Raw genomic sequence first — 15938 nt, 5'->3', positions numbered from 1 at the left:
CGCCGTTCCGGGATCCGGAAGGAAGGGTCGTGGCACGGCATCGCTCCCCCCGGAGCCGTCAGGCGAGCCTCGCGCTCCTGGCCCCGCAGTTCGCGGTGGCCGGGATCGGGGTCCCGGTCGGCTCGTTCCCCGCAGGTCCGCACGTCCGGCGCGCCCGTGACACCCGGACCGAGGACGGCTCGCGTTTCCCGGCCTCGACCCGGATCGCCGCCGCCGTCGTCGCGGTGGGCGGTATCGCCGCCACCGCCCATGCGGGTGTCGGCTCCGGCGACCTGTCCGCGACCGTGACGTCCTGGTTCGACACGGCGGGATCGTCGTCCGTGTCGAACCAGGACGCCGCGCTCCCCGCCGCCGTGCCCGCCCCGCGGGCCGCCGCGGACGACGCCGCCTCGCCGATCGCGGACCCGGCCACCATCGCCTCGCTGGCCGCCCCGGCCGCCGCCCCCTCGGCGGCCGCGCGCACCGTCGCCGTCGCCGACACCGGCCGCGCCAGGGCCGCCTCCGCGGTCCAGGCCGCCACCGCCTCGGTCGACCAGGTCCGCAGGGCCGCCGAGGAGCGCGCCAAGGCGGTCGAGGCCGCCCGCGCCGCGGGTGCCACCGGCGCGCTGCAGTCGGCCTCCGCGGGTGGTGCGGTGTCGATCGTGACCGGCCGGGTCACCTCGGGCTTCGGTTCCCGCTGGGGCACCAAGCACATGGGTCTCGACATCGCCGCCCCGATCGGCACCCCGATCCACGTGCCGATCGCCGGCACCGTCATCAGCTCCGGCCCCGCCAGCGGGTTCGGGATGTGGGTCCGGGTGCGGCACGCCGACGGCACGGTCACCGTCTACGGCCACATCAACCGCTCGCTGGTCTCGGTCGGCCAGAAGGTGGCGGCGGGCCAGCAGATCGCCGAGGTCGGCAACCGCGGCCAGTCCACCGGCCCGCACCTGCACATCGAGGTCGTCGACCCGAGCGGCACCAAGATCAACCCGAAGCCGTGGCTCGACGCGAACGGGTTCCGCTACACCTGAGTCAGGAGTTCTGGACCGACTCCAGCGCGCGGATCTTGTTCGTCGCGTCCAGCGCGGCGACCTTGTAGGCCTCCGACAGCGTCGGGTAGTTCAGGACGGTGTCGACGAGGTAGTCCACCGTCCCGCCGCAGCCCATGATGGCCTGCCCGATGTGCACGAGGTCGGTGGCGTTCGTGCCGAACACGTGCACCCCGAGCAGCCGGTGGTCCTCGGGCGACACCAGCAGCTTGAGCATGCCGTAGGAGTCGCCGACGATCGCGCCGCGCGCGAGCTCGCGGTAGCGTGACAGCCCGGTCTCGTACGGGATCGACGCCGCGGTCAGCTCGGCCTCGGTCCGCCCGCAGAACGAGATCTCCGGGATCGTGTAGATGCCGATCGGCTGCAGCTCGTGCAGCTCGCGGACGGGCTCGCCGAACAGGTGGCAGGCGGCGAGCCGCCCCTGGTCCATGCTCGTCGACGCCAGCGCCGGGAACCCGATCACGTCGCCGACCGCCGCGATGTGCTCGACCGAGGTCCGGTACTGCTTGTCGACCTCGATGCGCCCCCGGTCGTCGGCCCGGATGCCGGCCGCGTCCAGGCCCAGCTCCTCGGTCATGCCCTGCCGGCCCGCCGAGTACATGACCATGTCGGCCGGGATCTTCTTGCCGCTGGCCAGGCTGGTCACCGTGCCGCGGCCGTTCACCTCGACCGAGGACACCTCCTCGCCGAACCGGAACGTGACCGCCGAGTCCCGCAGGTGGAACTTCAGCGACTCCACGACCTCCGGGTCGCAGAAGCCGAGCATCGAGTCCCGCTTCTCCACCACGGTGACCCGGGTGCCGAGCGCGGCGAACATCGAGGCGTACTCGATGCCGATGACCCCCGCCCCGACGACGACCATCGAGCCCGGCACGCGGCCCAGCTGCAGCACCTGGTCGGAGTCGACGACCCGCTCGCCGTCGAACGCGACGGTGTCCGGCCGGGCCGGGCGGGTCCCGGTCGCGACGACGAAGTGCGAGGCGGTGACCTGGTTGTGGTCACCCCGTCCCGTCCCCTCGACGACGACGGTGTGCGGGTCGGTGAAGCGCGCCGTCCCGGTCAGGATGTCGACGTGGTTGCGCAGCAGCTGGCTGCGCACGATCTCGGTCTCGCGGCCGATCACGTGCCGGGTGCGGGCCAGCAGGTCGTCGATGGTGATCTCGGACTTGACCCGGTAGCTGGCGCCGTACATCTCGCGCTGGCTGAACCCGGACAGGTACAGCACCGCCTCGCGCAGCGTCTTCGACGGGATGGTGCCGGTGTTGACGCAGACCCCGCCCATCATGTTGCCGCGGTCGGCGATCGCCACCCGCTTCCCGAGCTTCGCCGCGGCGATCGCGGCCTTCTGCCCACCGGGACCGGAGCCGATCACCAGCAGGTCGTAGTCGTGGGCGGGTGACTCGTCGGCACTCACCCGCACAGCGTGGTGGTCGCCGCGCCGCGCGGCAACCACACCGGTGTGAACAGCGTGTCACGCGCGGTAGGAGCGTCTCCGTTCGTCGGCGAGGAAGTGCGCGGTCTCCCGGGTGGCGGTGTAGAGCGAGCGGTAGTGCGGGTGGAAGCGGTCGTAGACCTCGCGGGCCGCCGGGTCCGGCTCGATCGTGCGGGCGACCGGGTTCCAGTCGCGCAGCCGCGGCTCGGCCCCGGTCGCGACGGCGGCCAGCCACGCGTCGCCGAGCGCGGCGCCGACGGTCTGCTCCGGCACGTCCTGCGGGACCCCGGTCACGTCGGTGACGATCCGGGTCCACAGCCCGCCCTGCACCCCGCCGCCGACGGCGACCAGGCGCTTCGTGCCGCCGCCCGCGGACCGCATGACCTCCAGGTTGTGCCGTACGCCGTGCGCGATGCCCTCCAGCGCGGCCCGGTAGACCTCGCCGCGGGTGTGCCCGGTGGTCAGCCCGGCGAGCACGCCGCGGGCGTCCGGGTCGAACAGCGGGGTCCGCTCCCCGGCGAAGTAGGGGAGCAGCAGCAGCCCGCCGCTGCCCGGCGGTACCTCCGCGGCCTCGGCGACGAGCTCGGTGAAGCCCTCCCCGGTGAGGTCGCGCAGCCAGTTCGTGATCGCCCCGGAGGTCGCCATCCCGGCGGCCAGGGTGAACGACCCCGGTACGACGCCACGGGTCGTCCACATCGCCGGGTGCGGGTGCGGGCGGTCGATGACCTCGATGAGGAACATCGTCGTCCCGTACATGACCATGACCTCCCCGGCGCCGGTGACGCCGGCGCTGGTGGCCTCGGCCCAGGCGTCGACGGTGCCCGCGGTGACCGGCAGCCCCTCCGGTAGGCCGGTCGCGGCGGCCGCCGCCGCGCTCACCCGCCCGGCGACCTCGGTCGGCCACAGCAGCCGGGGCAGCGTGATGCCCGGGGCGGTGCGCTCGGCCCAGTCGGGCGCCCAGTCCGCGGCGGTCAGGTCGTACATCGGGTCGCACTGGCTGGCCGAGTGGTGGTCGAGCACGTACTCGCCGGTGAGCCGGTGCACCAGGTACGACGAGCACATCAGGAACATCTCGGTGCGGGCGAACACCTCCGGCTCGTGCCGGGCCAGCCACCGCCACTTCGGCCCCACCGCCTGCGAGGACAGCGGTGTCCCGGCCCGGGCCAGGATCGCGTCCTCGCCCAGCTCCGCGTTCAGCTCGTCGATCTCGGTGCCGGCCCGGGTGTCGACGCCGTAGAGGATCGCCGGGCGCAGCGGGCGGCCGTCTCCGTCGGTGGGGAGCAGGGTCGGCCCGATCCCCGACACCCCCAGCCCGGCGAGCTCGGCGCCGTCGTCGAGGGCGGGCAGCAGCTCCCGCACGACCGCGACGAAGTCACCCCACCAGACGGCTTCGGCGTCGTGCTCCACGTGGCCGGGCAGCGGCTGTGCGGTCTCGTGCGCCCGGTCGGCCCGGGCCAGCACCCGGCCGCCGGCGTCGACGAGGACGCCCTTCGAACCCGACGTACCGATGTCGACGCCCAGATACACGCGCATGGGACGTTCCTACCGTCCCCCGCCCGTGGTGCACACAGAACGGGCGCAGAACATTCGTGCAGGTCGACGCGCGCGGTGGGCCGGGGCGCCGCAGACTTCTCCGGTGCAGCTGCCCACACCCGACCCGGACACCGCGACCGACTGGGTCCGCGAGCACCTCGGTGACCTCTGCCGCGACGAGCCCGTCGCCTCCGGTGCGTTCCGTGGCGGGCAGACCGCGGCCGACGCCGCCGTCGCGGCACTGGACCTGACCGGCTACGCGAAGCGGCGCAACGAGGTGCTGCCGGTGTCGCGGCGCGGCGCGACGGCGCTGTCGCCGTGGATCCGGCACGGGCTGGTCGACCTGCCGACCGCCTGGGACGCCGCCGCCGACGCCCCGCCGCGCGACCGCGCCAAGTTCCGCGACGAGCTGTGCTGGCAGGAGTACGCCCGCCACCTCTACGCCCGGCTCGGCACCCGCACCCGCTCCGCGCTGCGCGCGGCCCCCGCCCGCGCCGAACAGGGGTGGGACGAGCCGTGGCCCGCCGAGATGGCCTGCGTGGACGCCTGCCTCACCGAGCTGCACACCGACGGCTGGCTGGTGAACCAGACCCGCATGTGGCTGTCCTCGCAGTGGACCGTGCGCGCCGGGCACGAGTGGGCGGGCGGGGAGAGCGAGTTCTTCGCGCACCTGCTCGACGGCTCCCGCGCGGCGAACCGGCTCGGCTGGCAGTGGACCGTCGGCGCCGGGACCGGCAAGCCCTACGGCTTCTCCCGCTGGCAGGTCCGCAAGCGCGCCCCGCAGCTGTGCGGGAGCTGCGCGCTGTCCGACGCCTGCCCGATCGAGCACTGGCCCGCCGACCCGCCGTCGCGCCCGGCCCCCGAGCACGACCCGCGGCTGCGCTCGGACCCCGACCCGGAGACGACCGGGGGACCGGCCGCCCCGGTCGCCACCGGCGCCGAGCCGGAGGCGGTGTGGCTGACGGCGGAGTCGCTCGGCGACGCCGACCCCGCCCTCGACGCCCACCCGGACCTGCCCGCGGTGTTCGTGTTCGACGAGCCGCTGCTGCGCCGGCTGCGGCTGTCCGGCAAACGGCTGGTGTTCCTCGCGCAGACCCTCGCCGACCTGGGCGGACGCCGCGCAGTGCTGGTGCACCGCGGCACCGTCGCCGACGAGCTCGACGGCACGCCCGTCGCGGTCACCCACGCCCCGGTCCCCGGGTTCACCACCCGCTCCGCCGCCGTCCGCCCGGTCGTGGTGCACCCCTGGCCGTGGCTGTACCGCCCGCACGCCGGACCGGTCACCTCGTTCACCGCCTGGCGCAGGCGGCTGCCCCGGCGTGGGGGGAAACCATCCACGACACCCCCTCAGCAAGGGGCGTGAGGCGGGACCGTCCACAGCCGGTCGGGTGACGGCGTTCCGCACGTCCCGGCCCGCGACGACCGTGGCGGCATGACCGCCTGCCCCCAGCCCGACCCCCTCCCCGGCCCCGACCCGTCGTCGGCGCCGGGGGACCCGCCCGCCACCGGGTGGCCCCCCGACACCGCGCCCGGTCCCGGTCTGCGGCTCGACCGGCCCGCCGAGCTCATCGCCGCGGTCCCGGTGCTGCTCGGCTTCCACCCCCGGGACTCGCTGGTGCTCGTCTCGGTCACCGGGCCGCACCTCGACGACCGGCTCGGGCTCACCGTGCGGGTCGACCTGCCGCGCTCGTCGGCGTCGGCCCGCCGGGTGTGCCGGGAGGCGGTCGGGGTGCTCACCGGGGAACGGCCCGCCCGGGCACTGGCGCTCGTCGTGCGCGACCCGGGCCCCGCCGGGCCGGGTCCGCGCCGGAGCCGCCGGGACGTGGGGGCCGCCGCGCGGCGGGAGCTGCTCGATGCCGGGATCGAGCCGATCGCGGCACTCTGGGCGACCGGTACCCGGGCGGGGGACCGGTGGGGCTGCTTCGACCTGCCCTGCACCTGCGGCGGGCTGCTGCCCGACGCCGCGTCGACCACGCTCGGGGTCACGGCCGCGGTCCGCGACGGCCGCGCCGTCCTGCCCGACCGCGCCGCGGTGCTCGCCCCTCTCGACTCCGACGCCGGCACCCGCCGCCGCAGGGCCCGGCTGCGCGACACCGGCGCCGCACCGGCCCGGGTCGGTGCCGCGACCGGCACCGCCCTGCTCGACGCCTGCCTGGACGAGGCCGCGGCGAGCCGGCTCGTCGTCGACGACCGGCTCGCGCTGGCCCTGTGCGGCGCCCTCGACGTCGGCGACGTGCGCGACGAGGCCTTGCGCCGCTGCCTGGGCGGTCGCGCGGCGGACGCCGAGCAGCTGTGGGCGGTGCTGGTCGCGGCCCTGCCGTCACCGCAGCGGGCGCACCCGCTGGCCCTGCTCGCGGTGTGCGCCCTGCTGCGCGGCGACGGGGCGCTCGCGACCGGGGCGGTGGAGCGGGCGCTGGCCGAGCGGCCCGACCACGTCCTCGCCGGGGTGGTGGCGGCGAGCCTGCACGGCACCCGCGACCCGCGCTCACCCGCCGCACGGTGGGCGGGCCCGGGCGGGCTTCGGCGGCTGCTCACCGCGATGCTCGACCCGCACGCGCCCGACGGCCCGGCCGTCCGGTGAGCCCGCCGGTCGAGGGGATGTGCCGCTGCTCAGCCGGTGGACACGTAGGGGTCGGCCGCGAGCCGCGCGAACGCCGCCGCCGCCTCGGGGGAGGAGCCGACCTGCCAGTGGCGTTCCTTGTCGACGTCGAACCACACCACGGCCCGGATCAGCGGGAACCGGTCCCGCAGCGTCGGCACGACGTCGTCGATCCACGCGGCCTTGTCGCCCCCGCGGTCGTCCGAGGCGGTCTCGCCGACCAGCATCGGCTTGCCGTGGCCTGCGACGGCGTCGTAGAGCGGGCCGAACACCTCGCCGAAGGACTGCCAGGTGAACGCCGGGTCGGAGGTGCCCCAGTTATAGCCGTCCATCCCGATCCAGTCGACGTAGTCGTCGCCCGGGTAGTAGGCGGTCGCGGGTGGCGCTCCGGCCGAGTCGGTGTTGTTCGGCGCCCACACCCACACCACGTTGTCGGCGCCAGCCTCGGTGAACACGTCGTGCACGTGCCGCCACGCGGCGACGTAGAGCGCGGGGTCGTGTCCGCCCCAGCCCTCCTCCTCGTTCATCTCCGCGGCGAGGTCGAGGAAGAACGGTGCGCGCAGGGCCGCCGCCTGCTGCGCGCGGGTGCGCAGCATCGCGTCGTACCGGCCGGCGACGATGTCGGGGAACGCGACGTCGAAGGGCTCCCAGTTCACCAGCGGGATCCGGCCGGCCGCGAGGTCCTCGGCGACGACCGGCGAGGTCGCCCACTCCGACGGCCAGTCGACGTAGGTCAGGTGGATCCGCGGGGTCCGGCCGATCGCGGCGGTGGTGTCGGCGATGCTGCCGGAGCCGTAGTACAGGCCGAGGTGGATGCCGTGCCCGGGGACCAGCGGGACCGCGTCGTCGGCCGGCTCCGGGGCGGCGGCGGTGCAGCCGACGAGGACCGCACCGATGAGCGCCCGCCGCACGGTGGAGGTCCGGGTCATCGGGACCGGGCGAACTCCCAGGCGTCGCCGACGATCTCGGCGATCGCGGTCCGCGACGGCTTCCAGCCCAGCTGCTGCGCGGCCTGCTCGCTCGAGGCCACCAGCACCGCGGGGTCACCGGCGCGGCGCGGCGCGACGACGGCCGGGATCGGGTGCCCGGTCACCGCGCGGCAGGCCTCGACCACCTCGAGCACGGAGAACCCGTGACCGCTGCCGAGGTTGTAGATGTCGTGCCGCCCCGCGACGGCGTGGGTCAGCGCGAGCAGGTGGGCCTCGGCGAGGTCGTCGACGTGGATGTAGTCGCGCACGCAGGAGCCGTCGGGGGTGGGCCAGTCGTCGCCGTAGACCGAGATCGACTCACGGGTGCCCGCGGCGACCTGCAGGACCAGGGGGATCAGGTGGGTCTCGACCGCGTGCCGCTCCCCGAGCGGGGTGGCACCGGACAGGTGCGCCCCGGCCACGTTGAAGTACCGCAGGCTCGTCGCGGCCAGGCCGTGCGCCGTCGCGTAGGAGGTGATCATGTGGTCGATCGCGAGCTTGCTCGCCCCGTAGGGGTTGGTCGGCCGGGTCGGCGCGGTCTCCGGGATCGGGACCTGCTCCGGCTCGCCGTAGGTGGCGGCGGTGGAGGAGAACACCAGCCGCGGGACCGCGTGCTCCCGGACCGCCTCGAGCAGCCGGAACGAGGCCACGACGTTGCCGTCCCAGTACTTCTCGGGCTTCTCGACGGACTCCCCGACCAGCGAGCGGGCGGCGTAGTGCAGCACGCCGTCGAACCCGCCGCGGCCCAGGACCTCCCCGGCGCGGGCACCGAGCTCACCCTCGACGAACTCCGCGCCCGCGGGCACGGCGTCGCGGTGGCCGGTGGAAAGGTCGTCGAGCACGACGACCTCGTGGCCGGCGTCGAGCAGGTGTGCGGCGCACACGCTGCCCACGTAGCCCGCGCCGCCGGTGACGAGCAGCTTCACGTGTGTGGATCCTCCTCAGACGGCGCGGACGAGCACGGCGTGCGCGACCGGCGGAGCGACGGTCGACTTCTCGTCCTCCGAGCTCACCGGCACCGGGTCGCCGAAGCGGGAGATCGGGCCGACGTCGACCGCGTTGCCGGGCACGATCCCCGCGAGCTTCAGCTCGCCCATGAGGTCGGAGTCCAGCTGCACGTGCTCGGCGATCCGCCGGATCTCGACGCGACCGCCACCGCGGCGGGCCAGCTCGTCGAGCCGCTGCAGGCCGACCTCGAGCGTGGGCGGCACCGACGACGACGTCGACGCGTCGTCCCCGCGCTCCAGCTCTTCCAGACCCGGGATCGGGTTGCCGTAGGGCGAGACGGTCGGCTTGTCGAGCAGGCGGAGCAGCTTGCGCTCGACGTCCTCGCTCATCACGTGCTCCCAGCGGCACGCCTCGGCGTGGACGAGCTCCCACTCGAGCCCGATCACGTCGATCAGTAGCCGCTCGGCGAGGCGGTGCTTGCGCATGACGGCGACGGCGCGGCCGCGGCCCTCGTCGGTCAGCTCGAGGTGGCGGTCCCCGGCCACGACGACGAGTCCGTCGCGTTCCATACGGGCCACCGTCTGGCTGACGGTCGGCCCGCTCTGTCCGAGGCGTTCGGCGATCCGCGCGCGCAGCGGGACGACGCCTTCCTCCTCGAGTTCGTAGATGGTGCGGAGGTACATCTCCGTGGTGTCGATGAGGTCGTTCACGTGGGGCCCCTTCGTTCGACGTCCAGTCTACCCAGCGCGGCTCCCGCGCACGGCGAGCCCGTCCGGGGCAGGATGGGCCGCGTGTCCGGATCCATGATCCCCCCTTCGGAACTCGCCGGCCTGCTGGGGCCCGCCCCGGCCGCCGGCACCGTACGGCCGGTGGTGCTCGACGTCCGGTGGCGTCTGGTCGGCCCGCCCGGCCGCGAGGACCACGGGGCCCACCGGATCCCCGGTGCGGTGTTCGTCGACCTCGACACCGAGCTGTCCGCGGGCCCCGCGCGCCCCGGCCCCGGCGGGCGCCACCCGCTGCCGGAACCCGCTGCGCTGCAGGAGGTCCTGCGCCGGGCCGGGATCCGCGACGACGCCGGCGACCAGCTCGTCGTCCCCTACGACGACCTCGACGGCTCGGTCGCCGCGCGCGCCTGGTGGCTGCTGCGCTGGGCCGGCGTCGCGCCCGGCCGGGTCCGGGTGCTCGACGGCGGGTTCGCCGGCTGGCAGGCCGCGCGGCTGCCCGTGGCCGGCACCGGCCCGGGTGCCGGGGCGCCGGAACCGGAGCCCCTGCCGCCCGGCGATCTGGTGGTCCGGCCGGGCGGGATGCCCGTCGTCGACGCCGACGGGGCCGCCGCACTGGCCCGCGACGGCGTGCTCCTCGACGCCCGCGCCGCCGCCCGCTTCCGCGGTGAGACCGAGCCGGTCGACCCGCGCGCCGGGCACGTCCCCGGTGCCCGCAGCACACCGGCCGCGGCGAACACCGGCCCGGACGGGCGCTGGCAGCCCGCCGGCACGCTGGCCGAGCGCTTCCGCGCCGCCGGCGTCGCACCGGGTGTCGCGACCGGCGCCTACTGCGGGTCCGGCGTCAACGCCTGCGCACTGGTGCTCGCGCTGGAGGAGTCCGGCCTCACCACGCCGGACGCCCCGGCCGCGCTGTACCCCGGGTCGTGGTCGGAGTGGAGCGCCGACCCGGACCGCACGGCGGAGACCGGGGACCGGCCGTGGGCCGCGCGGGAGTGACCGCGCCCGCCGGCCTGGCATACGGTTCCGGCCCATGAGCGCTCGCACGTCGGTGGTGTGGACTCCGGAGTTCCTGACCTACCAGCTGTCCGACGACCACCCCCTCAACCCGGTGCGGCTGGAGCTGATGATGGAGCTCTCCCGCGGGCTGGGGGTGCTCGACGGCGTCGACCTCGTCGTCCCGGAGCCAGCGGGCGAGGTGGACCTGACCCGGGTGCACACCCCCGGCTTCCAGACGGCGGTCAAGTCCGCCCCCGAGGCGCCGTTCGGCGTCGGCCACGGGCTGGGCACCGCCGACAACCCGATCTTCTTCGGCATGCACGAGGCGTCCGCGCTGATCGCGGGCGGCTCGGTCGCCGCCGCCCGGGAGATCGCCGAGGGCCGCGCGGACCGCGCGGTGAACATGGCGGGCGGGCTGCACCACGCGATGCGCGACCGCGCCGCGGGCTTCTGCGTCTACAACGACTGCTCGGTCGCGATCGCCTGGCTGCTGGAGCAGGGCTACGAGCGCATCGCCTACGTCGACGTCGACGTCCACCACGGCGACGGCGTGCAGGACTGCTTCTACGACGACCCCCGGGTGCTGACGATCTCGCTGCACCAGCACCCGCTCACCCTGTGGCCGGGCACCGGCTGGGCGGGGGAGATCGGCCGCGGTGCCGGCGAGGGCTACGCCGTCAACGTCTCGCTGCCCCCCGGCACCGGCGATGCGGGCTGGCTGCGCGCCTTCCACGGCGTCGTGCCGTCGCTGCTGGAGTCGTTCCGCCCGCAGGTGCTGGTCACCGAGTGCGGCGCGGACACCCACTCCGAGGACCCGCTGGCGAACCTGGAGCTGTCGGTCGACGGCCACCGGGCGATCTACCACGCGTTGCGCGAGATGGCCGAGACCACCGCGGGCGGCAAGTGGCTGGTGCTCGGCGGCGGCGGGTACGCGCTCTACCGGGTGGTCCCGCGCTCGTGGACGCACCTGATGGCCGTCGCCCTGGACCGCGACCTGGACCCGGACACCTCCATCCCCGCGGACTGGACCGCGCTCGCTGCGACCCGGACCCGCTCGCCGCTGCCGGTCTCGATGTCCGACGGGGCCGACCCGGCCTTCGAGCGGTGGGGCGGCTCGTTCGGCGAGCGCGTCGACTCCGCGATCCTGGAGACCCGTCGTGCGGTGTTCCCGCTGCACGGCCTCGACCCCGACGACCCGCGGGACTGAGACCGACCATGACCGAGAAGACCGACGAGACCCCGGCCGTCGCCCCCGGGCACCCCTACCCGCGGCACTGGGAGGCCGACGTCGTCGCCTCCGACGGCGGGATCGTGCACCTGCGCCCGATCCTGCCCGGCGACGCCGACGCGCTGCTGGCCTTCCACGCCAAGCTGTCCGACCGCACCCGCTACCTGCGCTACTTCGGCCCGTACCCGCGGATCTCGGCGCGGGACCTGGAGCGGTTCACCGTCGTCGACCACCGGACCCGGGTCGCGTTCCTGGCGCTGCTCGGCGACGAGATCATCGCGGTCGGCCGCTACGAGGGGCTGACTCCCGGCGGCGGGGCGGCCGCCCAGGAGGGGGCGGGCACCGACAAGCCGGTCACCTCCGCGGAGGTCGCGTTCGTCGTCCGCGACGACCACCAGTCCCGCGGCCTCGGCTCGATCCTGCTCGAGCACCTCGCCGCCGCGGCCCGGGAGAACGGGCTGTCCCGGTTCGAGGCCGAGGTGCTGGTGGAGAACCACGCCATGGTGCGGGTGTTCCGCGAGGCCGGCTACGGCGTCACGCGGGCCTTCGCCGAGGGCGTCCTGCACCTCGAGTTCGACATCGACCCCACCGAGAAGTCGATCGCGGTCCGCTACTCGCGCGAGCAGGCCGCCGAGGCCCGCAGCGTCGCGAACCTGCTGCACCCGACCTCGGTGGCGGTGATCGGCGCGTCCGCGGACGAGACCAAGATCGGTCACGCCGTCCTGCTGAACCTGCTGCGCGCCGGGTTCACCGGCCCGGTCTACCCGGTCAACCCCGACGCCCGCTCGGTGCGGGGCGTGCGCGCCTACCCGTCGGTGATCGACATCCCGGACGAGGTGGACCTCGCGGTCGTCGCCGTCCCGGCCGCGAACATCGACGAGGTCATGGACTCCTGCCTGGCCAAGGGCGTGAAGGTGCTGGTCGTGATCAGCTCCGGCTTCGCCGACGCCGGTGACGACGGCGGCACCGTCGCCGAGCGCAGGCTGGTCGCCGAGGCTCGGGCGCACGGGATGCGGGTGGTCGGGCCGAACGCACTCGGCGTCGCCAACCCCGACCCGTCGGTGCGGCTCAACGCGACCCTCGCCCCGCGGATGCCCGGGCACGGGCGCACCGGGTTCTTCTGCCAGTCCGGCGCGCTCGGCAGCGCCATCCTCGCGAACGCCCGCACCCGCGGGCTGGGCCTGTCGTCGTTCGTGTCGGCGGGCAACCGCGCCGACGTGTCCGGCAACGACCTGATGCAGTACTGGCAGACCGACCCGAGCACCGAGCAGGTGCTGCTCTACCTGGAGACCTTCGGCAACCCGCGCAAGTTCGCCCGGGTCGCCCGCAGGCTGGCCCGCACCAAGCCGGTGATCGCGGTGAAGTCCGGCCGGCACACCGGGACGCTGCCGTCGCTGGCCTCGGTCGGGGCACCGATCGACGAGTCCAGCGTGCAGGCGCTGTTCGAGCAGTCCGGGGTCATCCGCGTGCAGACGCTGCCGCAGATGTTCGACACCGCCCTGCTCATCGCCCACCAGCCGCTGCCGAAGGGCCGCCGGGTCGCGGTCGTCGGCAACTCCACCGCGGTGAACCTGCTGGTCCTCGACGGGCTGCTCGACGAGGGCCTGGAGCTGGCGGGGGACCCGGTCGACGTCGGCACCCAGGCCTCCCCGGAGGCGTTCGCCGGCGCGGTCCGCGCGACCCTGGACGGCGACGCCCGCCCGGACGCACTCATCGCGGTGTTCGTCCCGCCGGTCGCGGTGGCCGGCCGGGACCACGCGCACGCCCTGCGCGACGCCGCGGGCGGTGCCGGGGTCCCGGTCATCGCGGTGTTCCTCGCCGCCGAGGGCATCCCGGCGGAGCTGTCGGTCCCCGGCGCGGACGGCACCCCCGGCCGCGGGTCGGTGCCGAGCTTCGCCAGCCCCGAGCGGGCGACGTCGGCGCTGGGCCGGGTCAGCCGCTACGCGCAGTGGCGCGACACCCCGGTGGGGGAGTTCGTCGTGCCCGAGGGCATCGACGCCGACCGCGCGCGGGAGCTCGTCGCGTCGTTCGGGCCGGACACCCGGCACACCCTCACCGACGACGAGGCCGTCGACCTGCTCGCCTGCTACGGCCTGGAGGTGATCACCTTCCGCCGGGCGACGGGCGCCGACGACGCCGTCGCCGCCGCCGAGCAGGTCGGCTACCCGGTGGTCATCAAGGCGACCGCGGACCAGTGGCGGCACCGCGGCGACTTCGTCGGGGTGCGCCTGGACCTGGTCTCGGAGGAGGCCCTGCGCGTCGCGCACGCGGAGCTGTCGCGGGTGACCGGGTCCGACGAGGTCTACGTGCAGCGGATGGCCCCGAAGGGCACGTCGTGCACGGTGGAGGTCGTCGACGACCCGTCGTTCGGGTCGCTGGTGGCGTTCGGGCTGTCCGGGATGGCGACCGAGCTGCTCGACGACCGCGCCTACCGGGTCCTGCCGGTGTCGACCGAGGACGCGGCCCGGCTGGTGCGGGCCCCGCGGGCGGCGCCGCTGCTCACCGGCTACCGCGGCACCGACCCGGTCGACCTCGCCGCGCTGGAGGACGTCGTGCTGCGGATCGGGCGGCTCGTGGAGGACCTGCCGCAGGTCCGCTCGCTCGCCCTCGACCCGGTGCTGGCCTCGCCGCAGGGCGCGTTCGTGGCCGGGGCCCGGGTGACGATCGGCCCGGTGCCCGACCGCCGCGACGCGGGCCCCCGCCGCCTGCGCTGACCCGCCCCGCGCGCCGCCGGGGAGCCGGCGGCCCGCGGGGCGGTCGGGTCAGGTGCGGAAGGTGACCTGGAGGGTCGGGGCGCTGGTGTCGGCGAAGAAGTCGTTGCCCTTGTCGTCCATCACGACGAACGCCGGGAAGTCCTCGACCTCGATCTTCCAGACCGCCTCCATGCCGAGCTCGGGGTACTCGAGCACGTCGACCTTGCGGATGCAGTCCTGCGCCAGGCGGGCGGCCGGGCCACCGATGGAGCCCAGGTAGAAGCCGCCGTTCGCGGCGCAGGAGTCCACGACCTGCTTCGACCGGTTCCCCTTCGCCAGCATCACCAGGGACCCGCCGGCCTCCTGGAACTGCTGGACGTAGGAGTCCATCCGGCCGGCCGTCGTCGGACCGAAGGAGCCCGAGGCGTAACCCTCGGGGGTCTTGGCCGGTCCGGCGTAGTAGACGGCGTGGTCCTTGAGGTACTGCGGCATCGGCTCGCCGGCGTCGAGCCGCTCGGCGATCTTGGCGTGCGCGATGTCGCGGGCGACGACCAGCGGCCCGGTCAGCGACAGCCGGGTCTTCACCGGCAGCTGCGACAGCTGCGCGCGGATCTCGTCCATCGGCCGGTTCAGGTCGACCCGCACGACCTCGTCGGACAGGTCGGCGTCGGTGGCCTCGGGCAGGTACTGGGCCGGGTCGCGCTCCAGCTGCTCCAGGTAGACCCCGGACGGGGTGATCTTCGCCTTGGCCTGGCGGTCCGCGGAGCAGGACACCGCGACGCCGACCGGCAGCGAGGCGCCGTGGCGGGGCAGCCGGATGACGCGGACGTCGTGGCAGAAGTACTTGCCGCCGAACTGGGCGCCGATCCCGAAGTTGCGGGTCAGCTCCAGGACCTGCTGCTCCAGGTCGGTGTCGCGGATGGCGTGCCCGAGCGGCGAGCCCTCGGTCGGCAGGTTGTCCAGGTAGCGGGCCGAGGCCAGCTTCGCGACCTTCAGGTTGAACTCCGCCGACATGCCGCCGACGACGATCGCCAGGTGGTACGGCGGGCAGGCCGCGGTACCGAGGCTGCGCAGCTTCTCGTCCAGGAACGCCGCGAGCCGCTTCGGGTTCAGCAGCGCCTTCGTCTCCTGGTAGAGGAAGGTCTTGTTGGCCGAGCCGCCGCCCTTGGCCATGACCAGGAACTCGTAGTACGGGTCCCGGCCCGGCTTGGCGTACAGCTCGACCTGCGCGGGCAGGTTGGTGCCGGTGTTCTTCTCGTCCCAGAAGCTGATCGGCGCCATCTGGCTGTAGCGCAGGTTCAGCTCCTGGTAGGCCTCGAAGACCCCGCGCGACACCGCGGCCTCGTCGTCGCCGCCGGTCAGCACGGTCTCGGTCTTCTTGCCGACGATGATCGCGGTGCCGGTGTCCTGGCACATCGGCAGCACCCCGCCCGCGGACACGCAGGCGTTGCGCAGCAGGTCGGTGGCGACGAACCGGTCGTTGCCGGAGGCCTCGGGGTCGTCGATGATGGCGCGCAGCTGCTTCAGGTGCGAGGGTCGCAGCAGGTGCTGGATGTCGGTGACGGCCGCGCGGACCAGTCCGGTGATCGTCTCCGGAGGGACCTCGAGGAAGGTGCGGCCCGCGGCCTCGGTCACGGTTCCCGCGGGCAGGTCGAGCTCGCGGTACTCGGTGTCGTCCGGGCCGAGCGGGAGCACGTCGGTGTGGTGGAACTCGGGCATGGCGGGGACGCTACCGGCCGTCGCCGGGCGGGCACCGCAGGTGGAGACGCAGACGACGTGTGAGGC

The 15938-nt window shown here is 74.8% G+C and carries 12 protein-coding genes; 6 read left to right on the top strand and 6 right to left on the bottom strand.

Going from position 1 to position 15938, the window contains the following annotated elements; translation table 11 throughout:
• Positions 1-29: 29 nt before the first annotated feature.
• Entirely contained in the window at positions 30-1013 is a 984-nt protein-coding gene (locus tag DMP17_RS35790) for a M23 family metallopeptidase (protein ID WP_337831849.1), read from the top strand.
• Between the two features lies 1 nt (position 1014).
• Here the strand turns inward: DMP17_RS35790 and sthA are convergent, their stop codons facing one another.
• Both sthA and DMP17_RS35780 read right to left on the bottom strand, forming a co-directional pair.
• Complete coding sequence (sthA, locus tag DMP17_RS35785) at positions 1015-2445, bottom strand: Si-specific NAD(P)(+) transhydrogenase (RefSeq protein ID WP_226357729.1); 1431 nt, start codon at positions 2443-2445, stop codon at positions 1015-1017.
• Between the two features lie 57 nt (positions 2446-2502).
• Positions 2503-3996, bottom strand: a complete 1494-nt coding sequence (locus DMP17_RS35780; protein ID WP_226366178.1) for an FGGY-family carbohydrate kinase — start codon at positions 3994-3996, stop codon at positions 2503-2505.
• Between the two features lie 103 nt (positions 3997-4099).
• Here DMP17_RS35780 and DMP17_RS35775 point away from each other — a divergent pair, with 103 nt between their 5' ends.
• Both DMP17_RS35775 and DMP17_RS35770 read left to right on the top strand, forming a co-directional pair.
• Positions 4100-5359: an FAD-binding domain-containing protein gene (locus DMP17_RS35775; protein WP_337831848.1), complete on the top strand. Its 1260-nt coding sequence runs from the start codon at positions 4100-4102 to the stop codon at positions 5357-5359.
• A gap of 69 nt (positions 5360-5428) precedes the next feature.
• Positions 5429-6577: a DUF4192 domain-containing protein gene (locus DMP17_RS35770; RefSeq protein ID WP_337831847.1), complete on the top strand. Its 1149-nt coding sequence runs from the start codon at positions 5429-5431 to the stop codon at positions 6575-6577.
• Positions 6578-6606: 29 nt separating this feature from the next.
• Here DMP17_RS35770 and DMP17_RS35765 read toward each other — a convergent pair whose 3' ends face one another.
• The 3 genes from DMP17_RS35765 to DMP17_RS35755 are packed head-to-tail and all read right to left on the bottom strand — an operon-like array spanning position 6607 to position 9221.
• Positions 6607-7524 carry a glycoside hydrolase family 26 protein gene (locus DMP17_RS35765; RefSeq protein ID WP_337831846.1) on the bottom strand — a complete coding sequence of 306 codons (918 nt, stop codon included), beginning with the start codon at positions 7522-7524 and terminating at the stop codon, positions 6607-6609.
• Positions 7521-8489, bottom strand: coding sequence for a UDP-glucose 4-epimerase GalE (gene galE / locus DMP17_RS35760; RefSeq protein ID WP_226357724.1), 969 nt, complete (start codon positions 8487-8489; stop codon positions 7521-7523). Before galE ends, DMP17_RS35765 begins: the two co-directional genes overlap by 4 nt.
• A 15-nt stretch (positions 8490-8504) precedes the next feature.
• Positions 8505-9221 (bottom strand): metal-dependent transcriptional regulator, encoded by a 717-nt coding sequence (locus DMP17_RS35755; protein ID WP_226357723.1) that lies wholly within the window; start codon positions 9219-9221, stop codon positions 8505-8507.
• 72 nt (positions 9222-9293) lie between these two features.
• Here DMP17_RS35755 and DMP17_RS35750 point away from each other — a divergent pair, with 72 nt between their 5' ends.
• The 3 genes from DMP17_RS35750 to DMP17_RS35740 are packed head-to-tail and all read left to right on the top strand — an operon-like array spanning position 9294 to position 14174.
• A complete protein-coding gene (locus tag DMP17_RS35750) occupies positions 9294-10232 on the top strand; it encodes a sulfurtransferase (protein WP_443217937.1) in 939 nt (312 codons plus the stop codon).
• 34 nt (positions 10233-10266) lie between these two features.
• Positions 10267-11439 (top strand): acetoin utilization protein AcuC, encoded by a 1173-nt coding sequence (locus tag DMP17_RS35745; protein WP_226366173.1) that lies wholly within the window; start codon positions 10267-10269, stop codon positions 11437-11439.
• A gap of 8 nt (positions 11440-11447) precedes the next feature.
• On the top strand, positions 11448-14174 hold the full coding sequence (locus DMP17_RS35740) for a bifunctional acetate--CoA ligase family protein/GNAT family N-acetyltransferase (RefSeq protein ID WP_337831845.1): 2727 nt from the start codon (positions 11448-11450) through the stop codon (positions 14172-14174).
• Positions 14175-14222: 48 nt separating this feature from the next.
• Here the strand turns inward: DMP17_RS35740 and DMP17_RS35735 are convergent, their stop codons facing one another.
• Positions 14223-15872 carry a fumarate hydratase gene (locus DMP17_RS35735; RefSeq protein ID WP_226357720.1) on the bottom strand — a complete coding sequence of 550 codons (1650 nt, stop codon included), beginning with the start codon at positions 15870-15872 and terminating at the stop codon, positions 14223-14225.
• Positions 15873-15938: the final 66 nt, after the last annotated feature.

The sequence above is a fragment of the Pseudonocardia sp. TMWB2A genome (assembly GCF_017312135.1).
This window is presented reverse-complemented; position numbering and strand designations above follow the sequence as displayed.